Source organism: Streptomyces sp. NWU339 (assembly GCF_003143855.1).
Lineage (GTDB): Bacteria > Actinomycetota > Actinomycetes > Streptomycetales > Streptomycetaceae > Streptomyces.
Window position 1 is genome coordinate 18,250 of sequence record NZ_QFRK01000040.1, and the last position, 25,424, is coordinate 43,673.

The window sequence follows — 25,424 nt, forward strand, 5'->3', positions numbered from 1 at the left end:
CGCAGCTGATGTGCGATGTTCTTCCGGACGGCACGGTGGCCGCCACGGTCCTGGTGGAGCCGGTTTACGACACCAACAGCGGTGCCCGGGTCGCCACACGGATCACCGACCCCGTGACCGGCGACCCCTACACCCCCACCGGTACCGTCACCGTCTGCCCGGCCGGGGCGGAGCAGTCGGAGCTGGACGTCCTCCAGCTGTGCGACACCGCCGACGATGGCACCGTGACCCCGTTCGTGCGGGACTACGCCCGGGACGAGACGGGCGCCATCGTCGGCCACACGGATTACGCCCTGGACGGCGCCCCATACACCCCGGCCGGGACGGTCGGGCAGTGCTCCTCGGACTGCTACGGCTGCGAGCCGCTCGTCCTCTGCGACGTCCCCGTCACGGGGGACCCGGTGGCGTTCATGCGGGTCGTGTGCCACGACTGCACTGGGGTGGTCGTCAGCGTGACGGACACTGAGCTGGACGGCGTTACGCCGTACACGCCGGTCGGTACGGTCGTCACGGACTGCGCGGCCATCAAGGACTGCCCGACCTCCTACCAGACCGAGTGTTGGTCGATGGTGACGGCGCAGGCCGCCTACGACAACACCGCCGGCTCGCCCTGCGGCTCCATCACCCCGAACATGACGCAGTGCGCCGGCACCTGGCGTCTCAACTCCTGGATCGTCAACGGTGTGGAGCGGGTCACCGGCACGCCGCCCACGTTCACCGCCGTCGGGTGCGGCGGAAACCTGGACCAGCTTCACGGCGCATGGGCCGCCGTCCTGGCCACGCTCGACCCGGATGCGCTGTGGCAGGCCGCCTACAACGGAAAGTGCCTGTGGTACATCCGTACGGCCGCTGCGGACCCGAGCACGGTGTACGGGCAGATGATCCTGGAGCGCATCGCCGGGGGGACGGCCGGCACGTTCACCCTGGGGTCGGCGCAGTCGCAGGAGACGACGCTTTACAGCAAGGTGTTCACGCAGGACTGCGACGGCGCCACGTCGGTCCAGTGGCTTGACGCGGCCGGTAACGAGATCGCGCCGCCCGAGGGCGAGCTGACTCCCTGTGCGACCGCCGCCAGCGGTGGCACCGGAGGTGCGGGTCTCCTCGCCGCCCCGGCCGCGCTGCTCACCGTCGAGAGCGGGCTGGTGTCGACCGGGGTCCGTCACGTCACCGGCACCGAGCCGCAGGACCTCGTGGCGGAGTTCGCCGACGTCCAGAACGTCACCCTGCACGTCCTGGCGGGCACGGTGGCGGTCACGATGACCGAAGGGGAAGCCGTGCCGGTCCCGGCCGGCGTCGATGCCACCTGGGCCGTGGAAGGGGGCAGTCTTGCCGCCGCGGCGTTCGCCGGGACCACGGAAGACACCGCGTACCTGCTCACCTGGACGCACCGATAGCAGCCCCACGCGGGGCCGCCGCCGGTGGCCCCGCCCTGGTTCGAGGAGGCCCCTTTCATGTCCGGTACCAGCGGGAGCGTGGCCGTTGCCACGCCCGATGGCGAGTACGAGGTCCTGTGCGACGACACAGGGGCGTTCCTGCGCCGGTACAGCACCGAGGCCGGGGCGACGGTCGTCACGGACACCGAGCTGGACGGCACCACGGCCTACACGCCCACGGGCGCGGTGGTGCGGTGCGACTCCCAGGAGCCGCCAGCACCGAACCCCCTGATCGACTCGACGATCCAACGGCAGACCGGTACGGGCACGGTGACGATCGAAGCCGGCGCCCGCTCGGTGACCCTCGTCGTCTACGCGGGGGAGCCGACCGTCACCATCGGCGACGGCCCGGCCGTCCCCCTCGCTCCGGGGACCTCCCTGACGTGGAGTGTGGACCGCGGCGGCCCTACGGGCGAGCAGCTCCAGGACGCGTTCGTGTTCACGGGAGTCACCGGGTCCGACTTCCTCGTCACATCGACCTGCGAGGTGTGAGACGTGACCGGAACACAGGCAGGCTTCGGCCTCCTCAGAGGCGGGTGTACGGCCCTGCGGCGCGAACCAGTGGCATGAGCACTGCCGGGAGCTATGCGGCGCCGCAGCGGCGGCAGGTGCACGCGACAGCGACGACGGACAGCAACGGGAACGCCGTCTTCGCCTGGCCAGCCGGCACGTTCGCCAGCCCGCCGGTCGTGACCGTCGCCCTCCAGGGCGGTAGCGCGTTCCGTTCGGCGTCCGTCACCGCGAACACGGCGGCGGCAACGACGGTGAACGTGCAGGCGGCGGCCGGGGTGACGCTCCTCGGGCTCGGCGTCCTCGCGGTGGGCGCCCCGGCGCCGGGGGTCGTCGTGCACGCTACGGCGACGGCTCCCTAGCGGTGATCGCAGACCGATAAACTCACTACCTGGGCAGCTGGTTTTGGGCCGGGCCTTCTGAAGCACTTCAGGAGGTTGCGGCCGTGTCCTGTCCGCTCATCGCCAATGCCGACGTCATGCGCGTGACGCGCCTCGACCAGTGCGGCAACCCGGTCTGTGGGGAAGAGAACGGGTTCGTTTTCGACTGCTTCGCCAGCCTCGGAATGAACAACAACTCGGACGACGGCGAAGACATCGAGTACAAGGCGGCCAACGGCCGCGTCTGCGGGTACAAGCGCGGTTGCCCGACGTTCCGCGGCTTCGACCTGGAGATGAACATCTTCTCGGTCTCCCCGGAGCTGATCGAGATCCTCACCGGCAACCCCGTCATCCTCGGCTGGGACGGGAAGCCGATCGGCTTCGACACCTGCTCGGTCCGCTGCGACACCGGTTTCGCGTTGGAACTGTGGGCCGAAGTCCTCGGCGAGGAGTGCGCGGAAGGTGCCCAGGGACAATGGATTTACTTCCTGCTGCCGTGGGTGACGAACGGGCTCCTCGGCGACCTGGAGATCGGATCCGAGGCGGTGACGCTCCAGGTCACCGGCGCGACCCGAGCTGGCGGCTCGTGGGGTGTCGGCCCGTACGACGTCATGCCGATCGACGGCGCAGGCACACCGGGCCCGATGCTCACCCCCCTCGGCCCGTCCTGCCACCGGCGGACGTTCATCACCACGACGCCGCCGCCCGAGCCCGGCTGCGACTACGTGCCGGTGCTCTGCGACGCGTCCGTATAGGCCGGTGCCGACGATGAGCGAAGTGCTGCCGGACATTGTCGTGCCGGTGCGGCAGGAGCCGACCAACACGCAACTGCGCTATGCGCTGCGCTCATGGTCGGCGCACCTGCCGCACCGGCAGGTGTGGATCGTCGGCTACCGGCCGGCGTGGCTGCACGGCGTACGTCACATTCCCGTGCCGCAGTCGGGCACGAAGTACGCCAACACCACGGCGGCCGTCCGCGCAGCCTGCGAACACCCGGAGGTGACCGACACTTTCCTCCTCTGCAATGACGACTTCTTCGTGATGCGGCCGGTCGAGCGGATGCCTGTGCTGCACCGCGGGCTGGTCCGCGACGTCGAGGAGCACTACACCGCCCGTGGCCACAACGGCCGGTATGTGCGCGGCATGCGGGAGACGCGGCAGTTCCTCACCGGCCTCGGGCACGACGAGCCCCTGTCGTATGAGCTGCACGTTCCGCTGCCTGTCACCAAGGCGGGCATGCTGTATGCGCTCGACGCTGGGGCTGGCCTTGATGTGCTGCACAAGCGCACTGCTTACGGGGTGCTGAATGGCATCGGCGGGGACCGTATCGACGACGTCAAGGTCCTCACCCGGCACCGCTTCCCCCGCGACTCGCAGTTCCTTTCGACGCTGCCCGACACCTTCGCCAACGGTGTCGTCGGCCGGCACATCCGTGCCGCGTTCCCGAAGAAGTGCCGCTACGAGAAGCCGGGGCGGTGGCGTTGAGTGGCGATCCAGACGAGTCCGTGCGAGCCGTGGCCGCTCGACCTTGACTGCTGTCCGGCGGCCAACGAGGCCGACGAGGAGACTGTCGAGAAGTGGCGGCGCGTCGCGACGACGATCCTGTTCCACCTGTCCGGCCGCCGTTGGGGGCCGTCGTGCCCGTTCACGGTGCGCCCGTGCCGTCGCCGCTGCCTGGACTCGCAGCCGCTCGCGGCGAGTTGGTCCGGGTCGCCGTGGGTGCCCTACATCGGCCGTGACGGGAACTGGTACAACGCGAGTGTCTGCGGCTGCTCGTCGGACTGCTCGTGCGGTGAGCTGTGCGAGGTGCGGCTCGAGGGCCCGGTCCACGACATCGTGTCGGTGCAGATCGACGGTGTCGAGCTGCCGCCGGAGACGTACCGAGTCGACGACGCCGGTCTGTTGGTGCGGCAGGACGGCGGGTGCTGGCCCGACTGCCAGAACATGGGGGCGCCGCTCGGCGAGCCGGACACGTTTGGTGTGACGTACCGGGTCGGGTTGCCGCTCGATGATGCTGCTGAGGCCGCGTTCGCCGAACTGGTCTGCCACCTGCTGAAGGGCTGCAACGGTGGCGGCTCGTGTGGCTGCAAGATGCCGGCGAACGTCACCCGCCTGTCGCGGCAGGGCGTCGACCAGGAGTTCGCCGACCCGACGCTCGTCTACTCCGAGATGCGCACCGGTCTGCCGCTGGTGGACCTGTGGCTGACGGCAGTGAACCCGTACCGGCAGACATCGCCCTCGAGGGTCTACAGCCCCGACTTCAGGCGCCCACGCGCGCAGACCTGGCCCAGGTAAGGAGCCGCCCCTATGGCTTTGCCGACGCTCGCCGTGCACGAGATCGCTGACGCCATCCTCGGGTGCGTGTGCTCCGCGCTCGACGAGACCGCCGCCCAGATCGACGACTATCCCGGCTGCCCGTGCCGGGCCTGTGTCGTGCCCGGCACGCCCGCGTGGGACGGCTGCGCCGACCCCTGTACCGGAGACGTCGGCGGGCAGCTCACTGTGTCCACGGTCCGCCTCTACCCGTCGCGGAACTTCCCCGAACAGGACACCAACATCCAGGGCGTACGCGGCTGCACTCCGCCGCCGGTCACCGCTGTCGAGTACCTCGTGACGTTGCTGCGGTGCGCGCCCCTGCCGAACGCGAACGGCTGCCCGCCCACGTGCGACGAGCAGGCGGAGGCTGCCCGCATCGTCCACATTGACTCGACGGTCATCATGAACGCGCTGCTGTGCTGCCTGCCCGGCACGAGCAGCAGCCGGCGGGGCCGGAAGTTCGTCCTCGGCCCGTCCCGGATCGTCGGCCCCGAAGGGGGCTGTGTCGGCGTCGAGCAGCGCGTCACGGTAGCGCTGCCGGGATGCGGCTGCCCGAGCGAGGGAGTGATGCTGTGAGCGTCGAAGTGCGAGTGGAGCCGGGCCGGCTGCTGGCGATGGTGCGAGCACGAGGCAGCATCGCGCACCGCAGGATGTCCGCGCGCACGCAGCGCGTCGCGGACATCGCCCGACAGGAGGCGCCCGGCCGCATGGGCCAGTACATCGACTGGAAGGTCACCGAGGGGCCGCGCGGTCTTCAGGGCGTCATCGTGTGCGACCACCACGCAGTGCGATTCGTCCTCGACGGGACGCGGCCGCACATCATCCGCCCGCGCAGGGCGAAGGCGTTGCGTTTCGAGACCGGCGGCCGTGTCGTCTTCGCGAAGCGAGTCAGGCACCCCGGCACGAGGGCCAATCCGTTCCTTCAGCGAGCGCTGCGGATGGGTCGCTGACCCCGTGTGGTCCGCGCTGCTGGCTACCCTCGGGGGTGCGCTGACTGGTTTTGGGCCGGGCGAGGAGCGGACCCCAGGGGATCAGCCGTGCGTAAATCCTTCGCCCTCCACACAGAGCCTCACGTCGCCGAGGTCGGCGAAACCGAACTGCTCTTCGAGCCCGAGGTGTTCGGCGACGAGTTCATGGACGCCTACGCCGACCTGCGCGACGCGCAGAAGGAGAAGGGCATCGACCTGGAGAACCTCGCCGAACTGGACCCCAGCGTCATCCGGCACGCCATGCGCGCACTGCGCCAGTTCCTCGCCCGGCAGATGCTCCCCGAGAGCGCGGAACTCATCACCCGTCTCGACGTCGTCAAGGACGGCAAGACGCTGAAGTCGTTCCAGAACTTGGAGGAGGCCGAGGAGTACGCGGCGCAGCGTCCCGGCGCCCGCGTCGTCGACGGGCTCCGGCTGCCGACGCGTGTTCTCGTCGAACTCCTCGAGTGGGTCGTCGAGCTGTTCGGGGGCGGTGGGAGCCGCCCTACTATGTCGTCCTCCGCATCTGCGACAGCATCGCGGAAAGCTGGGACGCGTGGGACGGCAGTCTCGCCCTCCAAGGCATCGACCCGCGCTCGTGGCCGCTGAAACGGATGCTGAACGCCGCCGAGGCGGCGATGGACATGGCGGCCGAGGACGACGCCGCCCGCGAGCGGAACCGGGCCAAGCTGTACGCGCCGCCCCGTGGCGCTCGCCGGGACACGAGCAAGTCCCGGCCGGCCGCAACCGGGATGAGCCTGGACCAGGTGAAGGCCATGATGTCTGCCGTCGCGCAGGAAGACGCCCAGCTCACGCGCGGGCGTAGCGGATAATCGGAAGATCACGGCAGCTGTACCGCTGCCGTTCGCCGTCTGGTTTTGGGCCGGGCACCACACGATCTCGTGAGGGTGCCCGGTGTCCACCCCGGCCGGCGACAGCGAGGATTACGGGTCCGCCCGGATCACGATCGAGCTCGACGACAGCGGCGTTGTCGGCGAGGCGCGTGACCTTGGCCTGCGGATCCGGCGCGCTCTCGACCGCGCGACGCGTGACGTCGGGCGGCAGATCCAGCGGAACATCCAGCGCAGCCTGCGCGCTGCGGGTGCTGTCACCGTCCAGGTCAAGCCCGACCTGCGGCGCTTCGACGCGCAACTCCTCGCCGGGCTGAGCCACATCGGCTCGCTGAACATCCCGGTCGCCCCGGACCTCGACGCGTTCATGACGCGGCTGCGGGCCGCGCTCGCCGGTGAAGAGGTCTCGGTCCGGGTCGTCCCGGACCTCGACGGCTTCGACTCCCGGATCCGCAGGCAGCGGCCGCCCGACGTCACGGTGAACGTCGAGCCGGACACCGACCGGTTTCAGCGGGCGCTCGCCGGGCTTGCGGGTGTCGCGGGCCGTGTCGGCTCGATGCTCGGCGGGCTGCTGAAGTTCGGGGCGATCGGGGTTGCCGCCGCGGCAGCAACCCAGAGCGTGGCTGGTTTCGTTGCTGCGCTCGCACCGGCGGCCGGGATCCTCGCCGCGGTACCGGCGGCCGTCGCCGCGGTGCAGGTGTCGATGAGCACGCTGAAGCTCGCCGTCATGGGCGTCGGTGACGCCCTGTCGGCTGCGCTCGGCGACGACGCCGAGGCGTTTCAGGAGGCGCTGGAGAGCCTCGCTCCGGCCGCGCAGAAGGCTGTGCGGGCCGTCCGCGACCTCGCGCCGGAGCTGCACAAGGTGCAGCAGTCGATCCAGCAGGCGTTTTTCCGGCAGTTCGCCGGCGACGTCGGCGCGGCGATCCGCAACCTGCTGCCGCTCCGCTCCGAACTGGCGAAGTTGTCGGGGGAGTTCGGGAAGGCCGCAGCGGAGGGGCTTCGGTTCGCTGCGTCGCAGCAGGCTGTTGCGCCGCTCCGCGCGATCATCCAGGGCACGACGGCTGCGGCGTCGGGGCTGCAAGTCGTTGTCGCGCCGCTCGCGAAGGGCTTCCTCGACATCGCGGCGGCCGTTCTGCAGGCGTTCGGGTCGCAGGTCGGCGCGCAGATCGCGCAGAGCGGCGCGCAGATCGGGACGTGGCTGTCGACGCTCGCCGCGTCCGGTGCGGCCGTCGACAAGGTACGTGGCGCGGTCGAGGTCTTCCGGCAGCTCGGTGCGATCGCGTCGAACATCGGCGGCATCCTCTCCGGGGTCTTCTCCGCTGCGGGCGCGTCCGGCGGCGGGATGCTGGCCAACCTCGAGCGGATCACCGGCCAGATGCGCGAGTTCGTGAACAGCGCGCAGGGCGGGGAGGCGATCAGGAACCTCTTCGGTGCGGTCGCGCAGGTCGCCGCGCAGCTCGGTCCGATCCTTGCCGCGCTGGTCACCCAGGTCGGCCAGATCGCGCCCGCCCTGACGCCCATCTTCACCGCGCTCGGGCCGGCTCTCGTCTCGCTGATCAACAGCCTCGGGCCGGCGGTCGCCGCGATCGTGCCGAGCTTGCAGACCCTGGCGACGGCGCTCGCCGAAGGTCTCGGCGCGATCGGCCCGAGCCTCGGGCCAGTAGGTGCTGCGGTAGGCCAAGTCGTCACCGCGCTCGCCCCGCTGCTGCCGCTCGCCGGGGAGATCGTCGCCGTCCTGGCGTCGGTCCTCGCCCCCACCATCTCGATGCTCGTGCAGTTGTTCGAGCCGCTGGTTTCGACGCTCGCTGACGCGCTGCTGCCGGTCCTGCCGATCATCGCGGGCGCGTTCCTGGAGCTCGTCGCCGCTCTCACGCCGCTTGCGGCCGGTGTCGGCCAGGCGCTCGCCGAGCTGTTCGCCGGACTCGCCCCCGTGCTCGCCAGCCTTGCCGGGGCCGCCGCGCAGGTCGTCGCCGCGATCGCGCCACTCGTGCAGGCGTTCGTTTCCGCGCTGCTGCCTGTCCTCCCGCCGATCATCGAAGCCGTCCTCGCGCTGGTGAACGCCCTGCTGCCGCTGGTGCAGCCGGTCGTGGACCTCGTCGCCGCGATCGCGCCGCTCGTCACCATGCTCGTGCAGCTCATGGCCCCGGTCCTACAGATCGCCGTCGGCTTCGGCTCGTGGGTGATCCTCCAGGCCGTCGTGCCCCTGATCGAGGGTGTCGTCTCCGTCCTGTCCGGGCTGATCGGCGGACTGACCAGCGCCGTCACCTTCATCACGAATCTGCCGTCGATGATCATGGCCGGGCTGTCGTTGCTCGGCTCCGCGATCGGCGACTTCTTCACGACGCTCGCAACGGACCTGGTCACGTGGGTGACGACCGGCTTCCAAGCGGTGATCGCCTTCTTCGTCGCGCTGCCACAGATGATCCTCGCCGCGCTGGCCGCACTGCCGGGGCTGCTCGTCGACCTCTTCGTCCAGTCGGTCGCCGCCATCGGTATCGCGCTGCTCACCGCGATGGCCGCCGTGGTGTTCATGTTCACCGAGCTGCCCGGCCGGATCGCGGCGGCGCTCGTCTCACTCAGCTCCACACTGCTGAACACCTTCCGCTCGGCGTTCACCTCGGCGACGGTGGCCATCAGCTCGTTCCTCTCGTCGGCAGCCACGTTCTTCTCGCAACTGCCGGGCCGGATCGGATCCGCGGTCGCCGCGCTACCGGGCCAGCTCGCCACGCTGTTCCGCTCGGCCGGCTCGAGCGCGCTCGCCGCAGCGGCGACCTTCGGAACGTCCGTCGTGACGTTCTTCACCGGACTGCCTGGCCGGATCGCGACCGCTGTCGGCGGGATCGTCGCCCGCCTCGCCGGCGTCTTCCGTAACGCAGGCACCTCCGCCATGAGCGCCGTCGCGTCGCTGATCACCGACATCGTGAGCCTGTTCTCGGGACTGCCCGGAAAGATCGTCAGCGCGCTCGGCAACATCGGCGGGCGGATCATGTCGAGCATCAAGTCCGGCCTCCCGTCCGCGGTCAAGAAGTACCTGCCGTTCGCCGACGGGGGCATGGTCTTCGGGCCGACACGCGCCCTGATCGGTGAGGCGGGCCCCGAGGTCGTCATCCCGTTGACCCGGCCGCGGCGCGCGGCGGAGCTCGTCGAGGAGTCCGGGCTGATGGGCATCATCGGGGCGTCCAAGCCTGCCCAGGGAGACGGCGGCAAGAGCCTGACTGTCGCGCCCGTGTTCAACATGACGACGCACGGCGATCCCGAGATGACTGCCAAGCGCGTGCTGCACCGTCTCGTGATGTCCTTGGGAGGGGTCTGAAGTTGCTTAACGACTACATGGCTGTCGGTGGCGTCGAGGTGGTCAACCACGCCAGGCTGCGGGCCTACCTCGGCACCGTCGGATCGCCCTTGGACTCCGGTGCGGAGATCTGCGCGTGCGACAGCCTGACTGCGGACGTGCTGGACCATCTGCCGTATACGACGCCGGACGATCCGGACAGCCCGGCCCCGTGGTGGGATCCCGATGTGCCCGAGTCTGCCGCCTTCGCGGGGTTCATGGCGCTGTCCATCGACGGCGTGGACGACTCCCCGGTGCGCCGTACCGTGACGAACGCCGTGATCGGTGGTGGCGCGATCGGGCCGGCGCGGGCGCTGCCGCGCACGATCACCGTGACCGGCATTCTCCTCGGCGCTACGTGCTGCGCTGTCGAGTACGGGCTGCACTGGCTTGGCGAGGCGTTGCAGGGGTGCGGGGGCTCGTCGTGCGGTGGGGACTGCGTCACGATGTACAACTGCTGCCCAGGCGAGGAGATGACGTCGGAGGAGTTCAATGCGCGGCACCGGCGCACGTTCCGTCGCGTGGCCCTGGTGGACGGGCCGACAGTCACCGGGCGCAGTGGTAGCGGGTCGTGCGCCGAGGGCCGGTGCCAGTCGGGCGCGGACATCGTCAGCGTGGAGTTCGTGCTGGTGGCGGCGAGCCCGTGGGCGTGGACTGATTCCGCCCCCCTGCTGGCCGTTGCCCCGCCGGTCGACGACAGCGACACGTGCGTGACGTGGTGCCTGACAGGCAGCACCGCCCCGGGGTGCGCCGGCGCGTGCCAGTACGCCGAGTGTCTCGACCCAGAGGCGCAGTGCACGAACCCTCGGTGCGTGCCGCCCGCGCCACCAGGGCCGACCGCGCTGGACACCTGTTTCTGCCTGCCCCTGGCAACCGAACGGGCCTGCTACGACATCGACCTGTCCCACCTGCCTCAGTGGTCGGTGAGCGCTCCCATGATCACGGTCCATGCGGGGGTGTCCGACCTCCGGAACGTCACGATCACGCTGTACGAGAAGACGAGCGCGCAAGACCTGCTGACGTGCGACGAGATAGCGGACCTCAACCGGTGCAGCCCGCACAGCGTTTACAGCGTGCAGTACGTGCCCGCCGGTGGCGCTCTCACGATCGACGGCCAGGTGGGCCGGGCGGTTGTTGAGTGCGGCGGCGGGTGTGAGTCGAGCCGCGACGTTTCCGGCGCCAACGGTGCGCCGCCTTCCTTCAAGACGCTGGACTGCGCCTCGTACTGCCTGTGCATCACTACGGACGTGAGCAATCCTCCGGCCGAGAATGCGACGGTCTCTCTCGCCGTGTCGGGCCGGGGTTACTGAGCAGCAGGCGGCCACTGGGGGCGCGTTGCGGTGCGGAGAGGGGCAGTCCAGCGGCGGCCGTAGTCTGATGGCAGCCGCTGGTTCTGGGCCGGGCGATGTCTGTTGTCAGGAGTCCGGGCAGTGCCTGATGTCTATGGGTCGTACGCGGAGCTGGCGGCCGCCGAGGAAGAGGGCGTCGCGTACGAGCGGCGGCAGATACCTTCGACGGCTACCAGTTGGGCCAGCATCGCCATTCACGGCGGCGGTATCGAGCCCGGTTCGGGTGAGGTGTCGCGTGTGGTCGCCGCCGGCCTCATGAACCATTACGAGTTCGCGGGCCTCCTGCGCTCGGGGAACTCGCGGCTGCACGTCACCAGCACGAACTTTGATGAGCCGATCGCTGAGGGGATCGTCGCCGCGTCAACCCGGACGCTCTCGTTTCACGGCTACACCGGTGATGGAACGCCGGTCACTGCCATCGGTGGCCTCGACACCGATTTGAGAGACAAGGTCAAGGCCGCGCTGATCGCGGCTGGCTTCGCCGTGATCGACGCCCCGCAGGAGATCAGCGGCACCAACCCCAACAACATCGTCAATGAAAACAAGATCCTCGCGGGCGTGCAGATCGAGATGTCCCGCCCGCTGCGCGACTCGTTCTTCCCGAACGGGAACTCCGGGCGGGCCAGCCGTGACAGCGGGGCCCGCACCCCCGCCTTCTACGCCTACGTGGCGGCGATTCGGCAAGTCGTCGTCAGCTATTTCGGCTTCCTGAGCGCCGGGGCGCGTGCGGACGACTGCGATGCCGAGTATTCGGCGCGCGTCGTGGACCGGGACGGCGCGATTGTTGCTGAGGCGTCTGTGCTGACGGATGTCGAATGGAGCCGGCTGCTCAATGACACCAGCACGGCGCAGGTCACTGTGATGCCGGATGAGGACTGCTGCCAACAGATGGGTCAGGTACGGTCCTGGCGTCATCAGCTGTACATCTACCGGAACGGCGTGTTCGTGTGGGGCGGGCCCATCCTGTCGGTGGAGTGGTCGGCCGGGCAGGTGGACGTCTTCGCGGCTGATATCTCCGCGTGGCTGGCCCGGAGGGTCCCTCACCAGGGACTCGTGTTCAACGACTCGGACCTCACAGACATTGCTTCCTGGCTGATCCGGGATGCCTTCGAGCCTGACGATCCGGGGCACTCGGTGAACGTCGTCGGCGAGGCAGGGGTGAGAGGAGGCCGGGAGTACCGCCGCAACATCGGCCAGAGCCTCGACCATTTGAAGGACCTTGCCGAAACGGGTATCGACTTCACGGTGGTCGGAAGCCAGATCATCATTCTGCCCGATGGGTGGTCGCAGAGTGTCGGTCAGTTGATTGATGCGGACCTGCCCGAGGGGCTTGTCGTCGCCGAGGACGGTGCGGCGCTCGGGACCCGGTGGATCGTGGCGGCCGGCCAGGACGGCGAGCTGGTCGGGGATGCGGGCGGGTCCGATGCGTATTACGGGCTGCTGGAACGCTACGTCGAGCAGACGTCCATTAAGACGCAGGCGTCGGCCCATTCGGCGGCCCGCGCGCTGCTGCGGTCGTCGCTTCCTGTGCCGGTGTTCATCGATACGCGGGAAGTGACCATTGCGCCGGAGGCGAATATCGATGTGGCGAGCCTGGTGCCCGGCTGGTCTTTGGACATCTCCACGGTGACGACGTGCCGCGACATCACACAGCGGCTCAAGATCGTTGGTGTGACGGTGCGCATGGGTTCGGGTGGGGACGGTGCGGTGGTTCAGGAGCGGGTGCAGGTGCAGGTGGCTGCGTCCGGGGCGGAGGCGGGCTGATGGCGATGCGGGGCAGTCCCGGTAGGCGGGTGCCTGGTAACCCGTTGGGCGGGATGCTGCGGGACTTGGAGCGGCGTGCCCGGTCGACGACGAGCGGCGTCGGCCGGGCTGGTGCACCGGGCCCGGCCGGTCCGGCGGGGGCATCTGGTCCGCCCGGTCCGCCCGGTCCGCCCGGTCCGCCTGGTCCGGCGGGGCAGGCGCCGGTTGGTCATGTGGCGTCCACCGACGACAGCGGCCGGGCTGTATGGCGCTTCTCGGCTCCGTTTCCCGCGCCGCCGGTCGTGGTGGCTTCCCCTGTCGACCCCTGCGACGAGGGCACGGCCACCGTGGTTCTGGAAACTGTCACGTCCGAGCAGGTCACGGCCCGCGTGTGGCGTACCAGCCCGGAGAGCCCGGCCGGTTCAGGCGTCCTCGTTCACCTGTTCGCCTTGCCTAGACTGGATTCCTAGCAGCATTCCCGCGCCGGGCGGCCCGGCACTGAGTCGGCAAAGGGTGATCCCGGTGGCCAGGGTGTGTGTCGATAACTGGTACTTCAACGTCAACACCGATGGGGAGCTGACGCTGAAGCCCGGCATCCAGGGGTTCAGGCAACGGATCATTTACCGGGACCCGGGCACACATCAGTTCACGAAAGCCTCGTATCCGTGGCTGGCCCGCGTGTTCGTGGAGGTGCAGGGCGCCGGTGGTGGCAGCGCCGGGGCGAACGCAGCTAACGGCGAGTGCATCGCTCGTGCTGGCGGCGCTGGTGGCGGGTTCTCTTCTTCGCATATCGGCGTGGCTACGTTGGGTGCCACTGAGACGATTGTGGTGGGTGCTGGCGGTATCGCTGGTGGCACTGCCAGTTCCGGCGGGGCCGGCGGATCCAGCAGTTTCGGCGGCCTCGTTGTGGCTCCTGGTGGGGATGGTGGCAGTGCGGCCATGTCGTCCGGCACGACTCCCAATGCCGTCTCGGGCACTCCTGGCGCGTCGGCGTCGTCGACCGATGCTAGTGGCGGGCTGATTGCGGGTGGCGGCCCGGGCGGTGGGGCGATCCGGCTGAGCGCCCGGGAGGCGCTGGCCGGTGCCGGCGGCGAATCCCGGCTCGGTCATGGCGGTTACCCACGCGGGACTGAGGGGGTGGGGGGCGTCCCTCGAGGGCGTGGTGCTGGGGCCGGTGGGGCTCTGTCGTACGGCGAATCGGTGCAGGGCACCCCGGGCGGGGACGGGCTTGTGGTGGTCTACCTGTTCGGGTGAACACTCCTCATAGAATTGCGGTGCCGCTGGTTCTGGGCCGGGCCACGAACGCTTCCTGAAAGGCGGGCGTTTTGGCCAGGTGTCAGTGCGGCGGAGGAAGCTGCAACTGCGTTGTCATCGCCGGCCCGAATACGACGGTCGACGGTGGGGGAAGCAACGCGAATCCGTACGTCGTCAGTGCGGTAACGAACTGTGCCGAGGTGCGGACCTGTCTGGCGGCCGGGCCGGGCATTGACTACGACCCGTCGACCGGAGTGATCGGCACGGGAACGGACTGTGCCGAGGTGCGGGCCTGTCTGTCGGCGGGCCCGAACGTCGACTATGACCCGGCGACCGGTGTGATCGGCGCGGAGACGAATTGCGCCGAGGTGCGAACCTGCATCTCGGCCGGGCCGGGCGTCGACTACGACCCGGCGACCGGCGTGATCGGCGCGGACATCTCGACGACGCCGGGCAACAACCTGACCATCGACGACGACGGCCTCTTCGTCCCGACCGGCGCGGCGACCGTCAACGTCGGATGCGGCATCGTCGGCGACGGCTCCGCCTCGGCACCGGTCGCGGCCAACACCGGCGCGTGGCTCTACGCGTGCCCGGTTGGTACCGCGGGCAGCGACGTGTATTGCGACCCTGCCACGGGCCAGTTGAAGGCGGAGCCGCGGACCCGGACCGCGTTCCAGTCGAACTATGAGCCGCGGACGTTCCCGAACTTGGCGGTGCCGTTCCCTGACGACACTCCGGTAGCTACTTTCTGCGCGAGCATCACCAACCCGGATCCGTGCCGGACCGCGCTGGTGGTGATAACGCAGGAAACCGACGTGTTCTTCATCCTGCCGGCCGGGGCTGAGGCTGCGGCAGGACAGGGCAGCGACGAGATGTGGCGGGTAAAGAACACCGGTTCGACGCGGATGGACTCTGCGCACCTGACGTTCTCGAAGCTGCAACGGGCCACCGTCGGACCGGGCGGAACGCTGGAGTGGTGCTACGACGTGACGATGGCACGCGGATCCAACGGGGCGACCTACCACCAGATCTTCAGCAATATCCGCTTCCATCTGATCTCGCAGTAAGGGGCGCAGGGGTCATGGGTAAGCCGATCACCAGTCAGGCCGTCTACTACATCCGGTACGACGACGGGTCACTGAGCAAGCTCGTTATCGACTCGGACGCAGACTCGGACGCCGAGCCGGCGCCTCCGGCCGGTGGGACGTTCATCACTGAGGACGAGTACAACGCTGAGATGGTGCTGCTGCAGCAGGCGATCGAGGAGCACGCGGAACAGATCAGGCAGCAGGAGCAGCAGCAGGCGAAGACGGACTATGAGGCGCTGATCGCAGCGGGGCTACCGGACGCTGTCGCGCAGCGTCTGGCGGGCTACACGCCGCCTGAGCCTGAGCCTGAGCCGGAGGTCGACGTGCCGAACGAGGGGGCCGCCTGATGGCGCCGCCGATGACCCCGGACCAGTTGCGTAAGGCGCTGCGCGCCGAGGGCGTGCGGTTCGTCGAGTATCCGGGCTGGACGACGCGCGGCCGTGACGCGGCCACGGGCAAGGTGTTCGGGCCCGTCAACGGCATTTTGAACCATCACACGGCCGGGCATAACGCGCTTGCGGTGGTCGCCGTCAACGGGGTGCCGGGCCTGCCGCCGCCCCTTGCTCACGCGTACCTGGCCAAGACGGGTGTGCTGACGCTCGTTGCGGACGGCCGCGCCAACCACGCGGGGCCGGTCGCGCGGAACGTCTACGAAGCGCTCGTCGCCGAGCGGAAGTTCCCCGCGCCGTCGAAGGCTTCGGGCACCGTCGATGGCAACGACTGCCTGTATGGGATTGAGACGGAGAACCTCGGCGACGGCAAGGACCCGTATACGCGTGAGCAGTACGACACGTGGGTCCGTTTCAACGCGGCGATCTGCCGTCATCACGGCTGGTCGGCCGGGTCGGTCGCCGGTCATTTGGAGACGAGCGTCGAGGGCAAGGTCGATCCGAAGGGGCCGGTCGAGGGGTACGGCCAGCGCGGCCGGTTCACGTTCACGATGGGCCGTTTCCGTGCCGACATCGACGAGCGCCTGGCGCATCCGGCGAGCTGGAACCCCACCGATATGGAGGACGACATGCCCGATTACGTGAACCTCGGCGTCGCGAAGCCGTTCACGCTCAAGCCCGGCGTCTGGGACTCGGTCGAGTTCACGACCGAGTGGAGCGACACGGCCGGCGACCACGCGGCGAACGGCAGCGTATTCGTGCGGGGCGCCGCCAAGTTCACCGGCACGGTCAGCCTGCGCCTGTCCAAGCTGCCGGTCGGCGGCGTCGTCCAGGTGCGCATGTCCGAGTACGCCGACAAGGAGCACAAGGCCGATCACCCGATAGACGAGCTGATCGGCACGGCCGGCGGAACGTTCGGTGTGGTGCCGCTGACGAAGCGCGTCGCGGCCGACCGGGGCATGCGCGTGCGGCTGCTGAACCAGGCCGCCGAACCGATCACCGTTGAGAGTGCGGTCCTGACCGCGCTCGTCTGGAAGGAGTAACCCCATGCTGCTGCCCTCCCTGCTGCGCACGGTTGTGCCGCTCGTCGCCGGCTGGATTCTCGTCGCTCTCACCGGGCTCGGGTTCTCCCTCGAGTCGGACGTCGCGCAGACCGGTGTGGCGTTCGCTGTCGCGGGCGTCTACTACCTCGTGTTCCGGCTCGTCGAACGGGCGGCTGAGAAGTTCGGCGGCCCGGTCTGGCTGAAGGGCGCCGTCGGTGCGCTCCTCGGCTACGCGCAGCCGCCGCGGTACAAGTCGACGGACGACGTCGCCGAGCTGCTGCGCCAGAGCAGGTCATGACCGCGCAGCCGCCGGACCCCGGCGTGTACATTCCGCCGGCGCAGATGTATGCCGAGGTCCAGCGGCTCGGGCGGAAGGTGGACCAGATCGACGGCAAGCTCGACCGGTTCCTCGAAGAGATGCGAGAGGTCAAGAGCGACCTGTCTGACCACGAAGCGCGGATTCGCGCGCTGGAGCTCGGGGAGACCGAGCGGCAGAAGCGCAACGAGGCGCGGATCGCGGGGGCGGAGGCCCGGCGGTGGCCGCTGCCAGCTATCGGTGCGGCGACCGGCGTCGCGGGTGCGGTGACGGCCGTCGTCGCCATGTTCGTGCGCTGACGGCGTCCTTGGGACCGAGCCCCGCCCTCCTCCGCTCCGGGGGCGGGGCTCTGCCATGCTGGCCCGCATGGACGCACACGACGACCTCGACGAGCTGATGGCCCGGTTGCCGAAGCGGTCGCCGCGCGAGGTGTTCGAGGAGCTCACTGCGGCTCGCCGTGCTGCCGCTGCGACGCTCCCGGAGCTGACGACGATTCCTGTGCCGTCGTACCCGTACGGCTGGTCGATGCTGGACCATCCGCTCGGCGGCACGATGCGGTTCGCGTGCGTGCTCGGCTGCGGCTGGTACCACGACGAAAACCCGGCGCGCGAGGCTGCGATCGCGCCGCTCGTCATGCCGCTCGACCCGGAGAAGGCGGACGAGGCGCTCACGGCGCAGGCGGAGAATCGCGCAGCAGTGTTCCGGGCGCGCGTCGAGATAACGATCGCCGAGCACTTCGACCAGGCGCACCCCGGCCGCTGACGACCGCGCGGGCCGGTCGTGGCCGGCGCCCCCTGGCGACGGCCATTGTCCGCGCCCGGCGCTACTGTGCTCGTGTCCTATCCGTACGGTTGCTGGCTACGGCTTTCGGATGACCTTGCGCCCCCGCTGAGCTGCTCAGGCGGGGGCGTGGCCGTTCAGGCGGCCGGCTCGACGTCGCCGCGGGTCAGGGCGCACCACCGCTCGAGGAGCCGGCGGTACGTCTCGCGGCGCTCGGGGGTGTCGGGCTCGTCTCGCATCAGCCGACGCATCGCGTCGTTGACCGCGTCTGCGGACAGGCAGGGCAGACCGCAGGGCGGGAGTAGCGAGGGCATGCCGCCAAGGTAGGGCGAGCGTCTGACATCGCCGGTCGGCTGGGTCCGTTCTATTCTCCGTTCGAGGACGCGAATGCGTAACAGGACGGAATGATCATGACTAGCCTTCACCCTCCCGTTTCGGAAGACGACCCGTCGGTCGCGACGTGCTCCGGTGAGCAGGTCGGCATGTGTGCGACGTGCCAGCGGAGGACCCACCGTTACGGCAGGGGCGGGAATCCGCTGTGCTCGTACTGCCGAGCCGACCTGCAACAGAAGTGGGGCACCAGCGTGAAGCCCGGGAGCTGAGCGGCTCCCTCTCAACTTGCGTTGTTACGCCGTGGTGTTCGAAGGCGCCGAGCCGTCGGTGCATCAATCCTCGGGCAGTGAAGGCCACTTCTGCGATGCCCGGGAGAGGGGATCTTCACCGGTCAGCCCACGAAAAAGGTCTCGCCCCATACCCTGACAGTGTCGAAGCTGTAGGAGAGGGGCGAGACCGTGCCATCTGATATTACCCCGGACCCGTACACGAACCCGCTCGCATTCGGTCAGCGGATGCAGATCTACCGCCAACGCCGGGGCATGAGCCGCCCCGTCCTCGCCGGCCTCCTCGATAAAAGCCCGTCCTGGGTGAAGCAAGTCGAGAGCGGCCAGATCCAACCCCCGAAGTTGCCCATGATTCTTCGCATTGCCGAGCTGCTGCGTGTCCGTGACCTCGCCGACCTCACCGGCGATCAGTCCCTGCACGTCGAACTGTTCATTGGCCCCGGTCACCCGAGGCTCGCCGCGGTGAAGGCCGCCGTGGATGCGTTCCCGTTCCCCGTGGACCGGGAGGCGCCGACCACGCTGCACCTGCGGCACCGCCTGGACCGGGCTTGGACTGCCCGCCATGAGGCACCGAACCATCGGGAGGTCGTTGGGGAGTTGCTGCCCGGCCTGATCCGTGACGCGCAACTCGCCGTCAGGCAGGCCGACAGCGCAGTCGACCGGCGCGCGGCGCAGGCCATCCTCTCCGAGGTCTACTCGCTGTCGCAGTTCTTCGTGGCCTACCAGCCAGACGCCGCCCTGCTCTGGCGGGTGGCCGAGCGAGGCATGGTCGCCGCCCAGGAATCGGAGGACCCGCACGTCATCGGCGTCGCTGCGTGGCTCGCCGCACAGGCTCATCGCGACAGCGGGCCCGCGCACTTCGACGCCGCCGACGACGTCACGATGGAGGCACTGCGCTACCTCGAACCCCAGCTCCCGGACGCGGCGGACGAGGTACTGGCGATCGCCGGGGCGTTGCAGTTCGAAGCCGGGTACACGGCAGCGCGCCGAGGTGAGGCGGGCTCGGCTTGGGGCTGGTGGGACAAGGCGGAGAAGACAGCAAAGAAGCTGCCGGCCGACTACTACCACCCGGTCACCAGTTTCTCGCGGTCCATCATGGGCGCTCACGCCGTCACGGTCGCGGTCGAGCTGCACCAGGGCGGCGAGTCCGTCAGGCAGGCGGCACGCGCGGACAAGACCGTCATCAAGTCCAGGCCCCGACGGGCCCGGCACAGGATCGAGGAAGCCCGCGGCTACCAGCTCGACGGGCAGCCGGACGTGGCTCTGGCCACGCTGGACAAGGCACACGAGGCCGCTTCCGAGACGATCAAGTACAACGGCTACGCGCGGCGGATCGTGCTGGAGGAGACTGAGGCGAAGCAGCCGGACCGGCGTCGACGCGCGTCCGAACTGGCGGTGAAACTGGGCTTGCTGGCGGCGTAAGGCATGGGGCAGGATTCCTGCCCCTTCTGCCGTGTACGGCCTTCTACGGTCACTGGTGTGAGACGGATCACCGTGTTCGTGGAGGCGTGAGGATGACGACAGCCGTACGACAGCCCCGCACGGGTCCCCCACGCGGCGGGGACGTGATAGGCGAGGCCCCCGGCCGCAGCGGCTTATCGCCCCGCCCGGAGGTCGTGCAGTGACCGGGACCGGCGAGCGGGACCAGAAGTCCGGCGCTGTGCTCGTGCACGCGCGGCAGACCAGAGAAGCAGCTGTCCGGTCCTGGCTCATGCTCTCCGCGACGGACTACGAGCGTGTTCGCGGTGACTGGGATGTGTCCGGGGTCGCCTTACTGCGGTGCGGTGCGCTCTTCGCCGCCGTCCGTATCCAGACTGAACTGATTCACGCGGCGGCCGACTCGGACGAACCGAAGACGGTGAACGCGTTCCTGGCCGAGGCCCTGTACGGCGGTCCGGTCTTCGTCGACCAGCACTCGCGCCACTATTACGCGCTCGTACCGACGAGCACGCCCAAGCGCCGCGAGTGGCAGGACCGGCGGTATCCCGGCGCCGAGTGCCTCGGCCATGGGACCTACCTCGGGGTGCCGCGGCCGGAGTTCACGAACGACGGCTGGAGCTTCTCCTACTGGTGCGTGCCGATGGACGGGCCGGGCGCCCTGTGCGGGCCGGACGCCGTCTCGCAGCTCGTCGCGTACGCCCGGCATCGGATGGTGCTCGAGGAGGCGCGCCGTGGGCGGTAGTGAGACGGCTCCGCTCGACATCGAGACGATCCGGAAGGACTGTCAGCGCGCCCTGTGGGAGCCGCCGGTGTCGAGTCGCGACGAGACGCGGCTCCTCGTCGAGCGGATCGAGGGGCACGCGCGGCTGCTCGGGCCGGTGCTGGCGGCGTGCGCGCCGCGAATACAGGGCGAGATGAAGGACACGGCGCTCGTCGTGTTACGCAACGTCGACGAGGTCCGCGACGAGCGCGCGCCGGCGTGGGACTTGTCGGCGCGGCTGCACGATCTCGGCGTCGTCACGCGGTCGCTGCTGAACCTGCTCGAACTCGCGGGCGAGATCGAGCAGGGAGCCGCCCGGTGAGCGCGCTGACCGTCCGGCAGTGGGCGCCTGCCGATGAGGCGACGCTGACGGCTCTCCTCGAAGCTGTACGGGCCTGGACCCCGCTGGACGGCGGTGCCTTACTCGATGACGTCGGCGCGGTGCTGGACGACGTGGTACCGGCCGAGGACGACGTCGAGGAACTCGCCGAGCGGCTGCGCGGTCACCTGATGCGGCTCGTCGCGATCGCCGTCGCGAGTGAGGCGGGCGAGGACGAGCAGGCCGCCGTGCTGATCGAGCGGGCGCGCGAGGTGCGAGCCGAGGACCTGCCGGGCGACCACCACCGGGCCGTCGGGCACCTGCGCCGGATGGCGTGGGCCCTTAACGAGTTGTTGGAACGTTTGGGCGCCCTGCGGTGCCTGGAGGAGTTTGCGTGATCGAGTTTCCCCGTACCGTGCATGCCTCGAGCGACCGTGGAGTGGTCCCGTTCATCACCCAGCGCAAGGGGGAGGAGGCAGCACCGGCCGACCTCACGATCCTTCGCCAGCAGAACGGCAAGGGCCCGCGACTGTTCTACGTCGACGAGAGCTTCAGGGACCGGCCGGTGCGCGGCATCCTGTGGGCGCGGTGCAGCTTCAGCATGGGCAAGCACGGCATGCCGACGGGCGAGCCGGAATGGAAGCTCATGCACCCCTACCGGCAGATGGTGACGATGCTCGCCGGCCGGTGTCAGATCTGCACGCGGCCGGCGCGGACGCCGCTCGGGTTCGTCTTCCTCGCCGGGCCGAAGGACGAGGATCCGACGCAGCCGTCCATCCTGACGAACCAGCCGCCGGTGTGCGCGCGGCACATTCGCACGGCGGCGAAGCTCTGCCCGCACATGGAAGAGAACCCGATGGTGTTCCTCGCCGGCGGCGCTCCGTTGTACGGGGCGATGGGCAGCGTCTACGACTTCGTCTTCGGCGGGCACGGGGACGTTGAGGTCGTCTCTAGGCCGGCCGAGCCGGTGCCGTTCGGGGATCCGCGGGCCCCGTTGCTGCTGGCCTCGCAGCTCGTACGGCGGCTGTCGTCGTTCCGCGTGCTCGGCCTGGACGAGGTCCTCGCCAAGCTGGCGGCCGCCGCGTGAGCCGCGGCTCGGTGGCCCGGACGCCGACGAGAGCGGCTGTGTCGTGCCATCAGTTTCCGGGATGGCTGACGGCGACTTGCCTCCGGAGGCAGCCCCAGGCCGTCGGCATGAGCCGAGCGGTTCATGCCGACGGTCCGGCGGATCGTTGGTCGCCTCTTGTAGACCCCGGCGGGGCCAGGTCGAAATCTTCCCCCGCCCCGCCGGTTCCAGCTCTGCCCTGGGCTGACCGTACGAGTGTCCCCAACACCTATCGGCACGGAACACTTGGAGGATTCCACGATGGCTTACGAGGTCCTGGTAGCCCCGTTCCTGGACAAACACCTGCTTCTACGGCCAGGAGAGCAAAGCGGTGCCACGATTCCGGCACCTCTGTACGTGGAGCTGCGCGACACCGCGAGTTGCTCCGGAGACGTCCCGCAGTGGCTCGCTGACACGGTCCGGCAGTCGTGGGACCTCGACATCGCTGGACGGGCTATGGTCAGTACGGTCCTCGTCCGCGACGAGTCGCCCTACGGCTACTGCCGTGCTTCGTACGAGCTCAACCTCGGGTGTAACTTCGACTGCGCCCACTGCTACCTGGCGCAGAAGCGGTTCGAGGGCTTGGACTGGCAGGACCGCGAGAAGCTGCTGACCGCGATGCGGGACGCCGGTGTTGTCTGGCTCCAGATGACGGGCGGCGAACCGATGATCGACCGCCTGTGGGCGGAGACCTATCGGTACGCCTACGACCTGGGCATGATGCTGTCGGTCAGCACGAACGCCTCGGTGATGTGGAAGCCGGAGAACATCGCACTGCTCACCGAGCGCCGCCCCTACCGGGTTACCGTCAGCGTGTATGGCGCCTCGGAGGAGTCCTTCGACGGGCTGACCAAGCGCCGGGGGTCCTTCCGTAAGTTCCAGCGTGGTGTCGAGGCCGCGCTCGCCGCGGGGCTCACGCTGTCCCTCAACCTGATCATCACGGAGAGCTGCGCCCACGAGGAGCAGCAGATGATCGGCATGGCTGAGCAGTGGGGCCTGCCGTATCACGTGTTCTCGAACATGTCCCCGACGATCTACGGCGGCGCCGAATCGCTGCCAGCCCAGTCGAAGGAGCACCTGCGCGAGCGTAAGCCGTTTGGCGGCTGCCACGCAGGACACACCTTCTTCCACTCCGATCCGCACGGCCGCATCTCGATCTGCAAGGTCGGCCGGGATGAGCAGATCGACCTCGTTGCCGAGGGCGTCGAAGGGCTCACCCGCCTTGGCCGGATCGCGGATCGCCTCATGCTTCGCACCGGTGGCTGCTCCGGCTGCGCCCTGTCCGGCTCCTGCCGGGTATGCAGGCCGCTCGCCAAGCTCTACCAGGAGGCGAAGGCACCACTCCAGATGTACTGCCAACACGCACCGCAGGAGGTAACCGCATGACCGCCAGCATCATCGAACGGCCCACGAACGGGCCCGTTCCCGTCGAGATCGCTCCGCTGAAGGACAACGCGATCATTCTCATCGGCGACCTGGAGACGATCGTCGAGAGCGAGAAGTGCTCCTGCAACGCCGGTGACGACAACCCCTACTAGGCAGGCCCGCCGCGTAGGCCATGCGGCACTGCCCAGTAGTCCCGGGGGTCCGCCGCTTCGGCGGGCCCCCGGCCCACTCAGTTTCCGAGGGGATCCGGGCGGAGTTCCGCGGGCCGTTGAAGGGCATAGAGCGGACGTCCCTGGAACGCGCGCTCGCGTACCAGGGCAAAGCCCTGTTCCTGGTAGTACGCCGCCAGGCGGGGTTCTGTAGTGACGCGCCTGACCCACCGTGCCCCCTGTCGGGCTGCATGGTCGACCGTCCACGACGCGATACGCGCGCCGAGCCGCTGTCCGGCTCGTGTGGAGTCGGTGACTGTGGAGACCAGCAGGAGACTCGGCTCCTGGCGCTCGGCTTCGGTCCAGGCCGCAGTGCCGAGCCGGTCAACGAGGATCGTGACACCGCATAGGCGGTCACCGTCGAGGAGACACCACATGGGGGCACGGCCGGCCTTGGCGGCGATCTCCTCGGCATCTTGAGGCCACGGGGCATGACCACGGGCGGCCATCCATGCGAACCGGTCGGCAACCAGGCGCTCGATGGCGTCGCGGTCGTTCTCAGTAGCGGGACGCATGCAGTACAAGGAAACGCTCCAGGCTCGTGCGACACAGCAGAGCCTACGGAGCCCGAAAGGCAGGAACGAGACATGGGCACTCTCACTTTGGCGAACATGCCGCTCCCGGTACGCGACGCTGTGGCGCGACGTACGGGCCTGGTGCTTGCGATGCGCCCCACCACCACAGGGCACAACAGCCCCTTGTCCGTACGCCTCGACACCGTAGCCGGGACCCTGTTCGTCAAGGGCTTGCCGGACGCCTCACCCGGGCGGGTCGCGACACAGCGCCGGGAGTTCCGAATCAGTCGCCACCTGCAAGGCCTGGGCCCTCGAGCGCGCTGGCAGATCCGTACGGACGGCTGGCACCTCGTCGCCTTCGACCACATCGACAACGCCCGGCACGCCGACTACTGGCCCGGTTCCGCGGACCTGACCGCCGTCGTCGGGCTGCTCCGGGCGGTTACCCGGCTCCGCGTCCCCGAGGACGTCGAGCTGCGCCGCGCGGAGCAGCGCCTGGCCGCCTACGGCACCGCAGCGCAGCTACGGCACGTAGCCGGCGACGCGCTGCTCCACACGGACCTGAATCCGGGGAACGTCCTCGTCACGGAGGACGGGACGGCTCGCCTTGTCGACTGGGGATGGGCCACCCTCGGCGCTCCGTGGCTCGACGCTGCTGCCTGGGGTATCTGGCTCGTGGCCTTCGGCCACACTCCCGCCGCCGCCCACGCCTGGGCGGCGAGGGTGCCCGCCTACCAGGCCGCTGCTCCTGCGGCACGCCACGCGTACGCCGTCATGGCCGCGGCCATGTGGGAGGACATCGTCGAGACGAGCGATGTGTCGTGGGCGCTCCACCTGCGGGATGCGGCAGCTGCGTGGGCTGCGGCGACTGCAAGCGAGAGCAACTAGGTGGTAGTCGGCCACCGGGGAGGGAGGGCTTCACCGAGGGCGAGGAGCAGGACGGGACACGGCCGGTTCTCCGGCTACAGCGACGGGGCGGTCCGCCGGTTCGCCGTGCGGTGAAGCGCGTGCAGACGGCCCAGGCGGCGGGAGTTTTTCACTGCCCCGGACGCGTCGAGGTCGAGGACGCGTCGAAGGTCGGCGGTCACGACGCGGTATGAGCGCCCAGTCCTGATGACCTCGCACGGGAACTTGTCTGTGCGGACGAGCTGGTAGGCCAGGGTCCGGCCGATGCCGAGGGCGCGGGCCGCGGTCTCGACGTCGGTGGTCGGCGGGAGGGCGAACAGGTCGGCCGTCGTGAGGGCCTGAGCGTCGGTGGCGTGTTGCGTCACTGCGTTCTCCCGTTCATTTACTGCGCGCTACTGCGCGCACTGCGC

At 69.3% G+C, this 25,424-nt stretch carries 32 protein-coding genes; 28 read left to right on the plus strand and 4 right to left on the minus strand.

All coding sequences use genetic code 11. The features are described from left to right. The first annotated feature begins 8 nt into the window (after positions 1-8). From DIZ27_RS32830 to DIZ27_RS32875, 10 genes are all read left to right on the plus strand, one after another. Entirely contained in the window at positions 9-1,394 is a 1,386-nt protein-coding gene (locus tag DIZ27_RS32830) for a hypothetical protein (RefSeq protein WP_109382061.1), read from the plus strand. A gap of 57 nt (positions 1,395-1,451) precedes the next feature. Beyond that, complete coding sequence (locus tag DIZ27_RS32835; RefSeq protein WP_109382062.1) at positions 1,452-1,925, plus strand: hypothetical protein; 474 nt, start codon at positions 1,452-1,454, stop codon at positions 1,923-1,925. 74 nt (positions 1,926-1,999) lie between these two features. Further along, on the plus strand, positions 2,000-2,305 hold the full coding sequence (locus DIZ27_RS32840; RefSeq protein ID WP_109382063.1) for a hypothetical protein: 306 nt from the start codon (positions 2,000-2,002) through the stop codon (positions 2,303-2,305). Between the two features lie 83 nt (positions 2,306-2,388). Then, positions 2,389-3,078, plus strand: coding sequence for a hypothetical protein (locus DIZ27_RS32845; protein WP_181383796.1), 690 nt, complete (start codon positions 2,389-2,391; stop codon positions 3,076-3,078). Positions 3,079-3,091: 13 nt separating this feature from the next. Beyond that, positions 3,092-3,808: a hypothetical protein gene (locus DIZ27_RS32850; protein WP_109382064.1), complete on the plus strand. Its 717-nt coding sequence runs from the start codon at positions 3,092-3,094 to the stop codon at positions 3,806-3,808. Beyond that, positions 3,809-4,618, plus strand: coding sequence for a hypothetical protein (locus DIZ27_RS32855; protein WP_109382065.1), 810 nt, complete (start codon positions 3,809-3,811; stop codon positions 4,616-4,618). It begins immediately after the preceding gene. 12 nt (positions 4,619-4,630) lie between these two features. After that, entirely contained in the window at positions 4,631-5,215 is a 585-nt protein-coding gene (locus tag DIZ27_RS32860) for a hypothetical protein (protein WP_109382066.1), read from the plus strand. Continuing rightward, on the plus strand, positions 5,212-5,589 hold the full coding sequence (locus tag DIZ27_RS32865; RefSeq protein ID WP_109382067.1) for a hypothetical protein: 378 nt from the start codon (positions 5,212-5,214) through the stop codon (positions 5,587-5,589). The genes DIZ27_RS32860 and DIZ27_RS32865 overlap by 4 nt, the downstream gene beginning before the upstream one ends. Positions 5,590-5,676: 87 nt before the next feature. Next, a complete protein-coding gene (locus DIZ27_RS32870) occupies positions 5,677-6,216 on the plus strand; it encodes a hypothetical protein (RefSeq protein WP_109382068.1) in 540 nt (179 codons plus the stop codon). A 5-nt stretch (positions 6,217-6,221) separates the two neighbouring features. After that, positions 6,222-6,440 carry a hypothetical protein gene (locus tag DIZ27_RS32875; RefSeq protein WP_109382069.1) on the plus strand — a complete coding sequence of 73 codons (219 nt, stop codon included), beginning with the start codon at positions 6,222-6,224 and terminating at the stop codon, positions 6,438-6,440. Here DIZ27_RS32875 and DIZ27_RS47655 read toward each other — a convergent pair. Then, complete coding sequence (locus tag DIZ27_RS47655) at positions 6,418-6,780, minus strand: hypothetical protein (protein WP_258308645.1); 363 nt, start codon at positions 6,778-6,780, stop codon at positions 6,418-6,420. The two genes, DIZ27_RS32875 and DIZ27_RS47655, sit on opposite strands and share 23 nt — an antisense overlap. Before the next feature lie 156 nt (positions 6,781-6,936). Here DIZ27_RS47655 and DIZ27_RS32880 point away from each other — a divergent pair, with 156 nt between their 5' ends. The 10 genes from DIZ27_RS32880 to DIZ27_RS32930 all read left to right on the plus strand — a co-directional run bounded on the left by DIZ27_RS32880 (position 6,937) and on the right by DIZ27_RS32930 (position 17,736). Beyond that, positions 6,937-9,771, plus strand: coding sequence for a hypothetical protein (locus DIZ27_RS32880; RefSeq protein WP_258308646.1), 2,835 nt, complete (start codon positions 6,937-6,939; stop codon positions 9,769-9,771). 2 nt (positions 9,772-9,773) lie between these two features. After that, positions 9,774-11,099: a hypothetical protein gene (locus DIZ27_RS32885; RefSeq protein WP_109382071.1), complete on the plus strand. Its 1,326-nt coding sequence runs from the start codon at positions 9,774-9,776 to the stop codon at positions 11,097-11,099. Positions 11,100-11,219: 120 nt separating this feature from the next. After that, positions 11,220-12,902, plus strand: coding sequence for a poly-gamma-glutamate hydrolase family protein (locus DIZ27_RS32890; protein ID WP_146229034.1), 1,683 nt, complete (start codon positions 11,220-11,222; stop codon positions 12,900-12,902). 501 nt (positions 12,903-13,403) lie between these two features. After that, positions 13,404-14,135, plus strand: coding sequence for a hypothetical protein (locus tag DIZ27_RS32900; protein ID WP_109382099.1), 732 nt, complete (start codon positions 13,404-13,406; stop codon positions 14,133-14,135). A gap of 200 nt (positions 14,136-14,335) precedes the next feature. Continuing rightward, a complete protein-coding gene (locus tag DIZ27_RS32905) occupies positions 14,336-15,205 on the plus strand; it encodes a hypothetical protein (protein ID WP_109382074.1) in 870 nt (289 codons plus the stop codon). 14 nt (positions 15,206-15,219) lie between these two features. After that, positions 15,220-15,573 (plus strand): hypothetical protein, encoded by a 354-nt coding sequence (locus tag DIZ27_RS32910; protein WP_109382075.1) that lies wholly within the window; start codon positions 15,220-15,222, stop codon positions 15,571-15,573. After that, entirely contained in the window at positions 15,573-16,658 is a 1,086-nt protein-coding gene (locus DIZ27_RS32915; RefSeq protein ID WP_109382076.1) for an N-acetylmuramoyl-L-alanine amidase, read from the plus strand. The genes DIZ27_RS32910 and DIZ27_RS32915 overlap by 1 nt, the downstream gene beginning before the upstream one ends. 4 nt (positions 16,659-16,662) lie before the next feature. Next, positions 16,663-16,956 (plus strand): hypothetical protein, encoded by a 294-nt coding sequence (locus tag DIZ27_RS32920; RefSeq protein WP_109382077.1) that lies wholly within the window; start codon positions 16,663-16,665, stop codon positions 16,954-16,956. Continuing rightward, the gene (locus DIZ27_RS32925) at positions 16,953-17,273 is read left to right on the plus strand and encodes a hypothetical protein (RefSeq protein ID WP_109382078.1); all 321 of its coding nucleotides are present in this window, start codon (positions 16,953-16,955) and stop codon (positions 17,271-17,273) included. The genes DIZ27_RS32920 and DIZ27_RS32925 overlap by 4 nt, the downstream gene beginning before the upstream one ends. 67 nt (positions 17,274-17,340) lie before the next feature. Then, a complete protein-coding gene (locus DIZ27_RS32930) occupies positions 17,341-17,736 on the plus strand; it encodes a hypothetical protein (protein ID WP_146229036.1) in 396 nt (131 codons plus the stop codon). A 155-nt stretch (positions 17,737-17,891) separates the two neighbouring features. Here the strand turns inward: DIZ27_RS32930 and DIZ27_RS46065 are convergent, their stop codons facing one another. Next, positions 17,892-18,068 carry a hypothetical protein gene (locus DIZ27_RS46065; RefSeq protein WP_181383797.1) on the minus strand — a complete coding sequence of 59 codons (177 nt, stop codon included), beginning with the start codon at positions 18,066-18,068 and terminating at the stop codon, positions 17,892-17,894. 477 nt (positions 18,069-18,545) lie between these two features. Here DIZ27_RS46065 and DIZ27_RS32940 point away from each other — a divergent pair, with 477 nt between their 5' ends. The 7 genes from DIZ27_RS32940 (at position 18,546) to DIZ27_RS46070 (ending at position 23,536) form a co-directional block, all read left to right on the plus strand. Continuing rightward, the gene (locus tag DIZ27_RS32940) at positions 18,546-19,796 is read left to right on the plus strand and encodes a helix-turn-helix transcriptional regulator (RefSeq protein WP_258308647.1); all 1,251 of its coding nucleotides are present in this window, start codon (positions 18,546-18,548) and stop codon (positions 19,794-19,796) included. Positions 19,797-19,995: 199 nt separating this feature from the next. Continuing rightward, positions 19,996-20,556 carry a hypothetical protein gene (locus tag DIZ27_RS32945; RefSeq protein WP_258308648.1) on the plus strand — a complete coding sequence of 187 codons (561 nt, stop codon included), beginning with the start codon at positions 19,996-19,998 and terminating at the stop codon, positions 20,554-20,556. Further along, the gene (locus DIZ27_RS32950) at positions 20,546-20,896 is read left to right on the plus strand and encodes a hypothetical protein (protein WP_109382081.1); all 351 of its coding nucleotides are present in this window, start codon (positions 20,546-20,548) and stop codon (positions 20,894-20,896) included. The genes DIZ27_RS32945 and DIZ27_RS32950 overlap by 11 nt, the downstream gene beginning before the upstream one ends. After that, positions 20,893-21,291, plus strand: coding sequence for a DUF6415 family natural product biosynthesis protein (locus DIZ27_RS32955; protein ID WP_258308649.1), 399 nt, complete (start codon positions 20,893-20,895; stop codon positions 21,289-21,291). Before DIZ27_RS32950 ends, DIZ27_RS32955 begins: the two co-directional genes overlap by 4 nt. Beyond that, entirely contained in the window at positions 21,288-21,980 is a 693-nt protein-coding gene (locus DIZ27_RS32960; RefSeq protein WP_109382082.1) for a hypothetical protein, read from the plus strand. Before DIZ27_RS32955 ends, DIZ27_RS32960 begins: the two co-directional genes overlap by 4 nt. Before the next feature lie 279 nt (positions 21,981-22,259). Beyond that, positions 22,260-23,384, plus strand: a complete 1,125-nt coding sequence (locus DIZ27_RS32965; RefSeq protein ID WP_109382083.1) for a radical SAM protein — start codon at positions 22,260-22,262, stop codon at positions 23,382-23,384. Next, positions 23,381-23,536 carry a hypothetical protein gene (locus tag DIZ27_RS46070; RefSeq protein ID WP_181383805.1) on the plus strand — a complete coding sequence of 52 codons (156 nt, stop codon included), beginning with the start codon at positions 23,381-23,383 and terminating at the stop codon, positions 23,534-23,536. Before DIZ27_RS32965 ends, DIZ27_RS46070 begins: the two co-directional genes overlap by 4 nt. Positions 23,537-23,613: 77 nt before the next feature. Here DIZ27_RS46070 and DIZ27_RS46075 read toward each other — a convergent pair whose 3' ends face one another. Then, the gene (locus DIZ27_RS46075; RefSeq protein WP_181383798.1) at positions 23,614-24,108 is read right to left on the minus strand and encodes a GNAT family N-acetyltransferase; all 495 of its coding nucleotides are present in this window, start codon (positions 24,106-24,108) and stop codon (positions 23,614-23,616) included. 72 nt (positions 24,109-24,180) lie between these two features. Between DIZ27_RS46075 and DIZ27_RS32975 the strand changes: the two genes are divergently transcribed. Next, complete coding sequence (locus DIZ27_RS32975; RefSeq protein ID WP_181383799.1) at positions 24,181-24,996, plus strand: phosphotransferase; 816 nt, start codon at positions 24,181-24,183, stop codon at positions 24,994-24,996. Between the two features lie 74 nt (positions 24,997-25,070). Here the strand turns inward: DIZ27_RS32975 and DIZ27_RS32980 are convergent, their stop codons facing one another. Beyond that, positions 25,071-25,379: a helix-turn-helix domain-containing protein gene (locus DIZ27_RS32980; RefSeq protein WP_219933674.1), complete on the minus strand. Its 309-nt coding sequence runs from the start codon at positions 25,377-25,379 to the stop codon at positions 25,071-25,073. Between the last annotated feature and the right edge of the window lie 45 nt (positions 25,380-25,424).

What these genes read in the sequence shown, in the direction of transcription:
- DIZ27_RS32830 (WP_109382061.1), top strand. Translation starts at nt 9, where the DNA reads ATGTGCGATGTTCTTCCGGACGGCACGGTGGCCGCCACGGTCCTGGTG.
- DIZ27_RS32920 (WP_109382077.1), top strand. Translation starts at nt 16,663, where the DNA reads ATGCTGCTGCCCTCCCTGCTGCGCACGGTTGTGCCGCTCGTCGCCGGC.
- DIZ27_RS32860 (WP_109382066.1), top strand. Translation starts at nt 4,631, where the DNA reads ATGGCTTTGCCGACGCTCGCCGTGCACGAGATCGCTGACGCCATCCTC.
- DIZ27_RS46070 (WP_181383805.1), top strand. Translation starts at nt 23,381, where the DNA reads ATGACCGCCAGCATCATCGAACGGCCCACGAACGGGCCCGTTCCCGTC.
- DIZ27_RS32965 (WP_109382083.1), top strand. Translation starts at nt 22,260, where the DNA reads ATGGCTTACGAGGTCCTGGTAGCCCCGTTCCTGGACAAACACCTGCTT.
- DIZ27_RS46065 (WP_181383797.1), bottom strand. Translation starts at nt 18,068, where the DNA reads ATGCCCTCGCTACTCCCGCCCTGCGGTCTGCCCTGCCTGTCCGCAGAC.
- DIZ27_RS32850 (WP_109382064.1), top strand. Translation starts at nt 3,092, where the DNA reads ATGAGCGAAGTGCTGCCGGACATTGTCGTGCCGGTGCGGCAGGAGCCG.
- DIZ27_RS46075 (WP_181383798.1), bottom strand. Translation starts at nt 24,108, where the DNA reads ATGCGTCCCGCTACTGAGAACGACCGCGACGCCATCGAGCGCCTGGTT.
- DIZ27_RS32875 (WP_109382069.1), top strand. Translation starts at nt 6,222, where the DNA reads ATGCTGAACGCCGCCGAGGCGGCGATGGACATGGCGGCCGAGGACGAC.
- DIZ27_RS32835 (WP_109382062.1), top strand. Translation starts at nt 1,452, where the DNA reads ATGTCCGGTACCAGCGGGAGCGTGGCCGTTGCCACGCCCGATGGCGAG.
- DIZ27_RS32840 (WP_109382063.1), top strand. Translation starts at nt 2,000, where the DNA reads ATGAGCACTGCCGGGAGCTATGCGGCGCCGCAGCGGCGGCAGGTGCAC.
- DIZ27_RS32975 (WP_181383799.1), top strand. Translation starts at nt 24,181, where the DNA reads ATGGGCACTCTCACTTTGGCGAACATGCCGCTCCCGGTACGCGACGCT.
- DIZ27_RS32930 (WP_146229036.1), top strand. Translation starts at nt 17,341, where the DNA reads ATGGACGCACACGACGACCTCGACGAGCTGATGGCCCGGTTGCCGAAG.
- DIZ27_RS32925 (WP_109382078.1), top strand. Translation starts at nt 16,953, where the DNA reads ATGACCGCGCAGCCGCCGGACCCCGGCGTGTACATTCCGCCGGCGCAG.
- DIZ27_RS32915 (WP_109382076.1), top strand. Translation starts at nt 15,573, where the DNA reads ATGGCGCCGCCGATGACCCCGGACCAGTTGCGTAAGGCGCTGCGCGCC.
- DIZ27_RS32910 (WP_109382075.1), top strand. Translation starts at nt 15,220, where the DNA reads ATGGGTAAGCCGATCACCAGTCAGGCCGTCTACTACATCCGGTACGAC.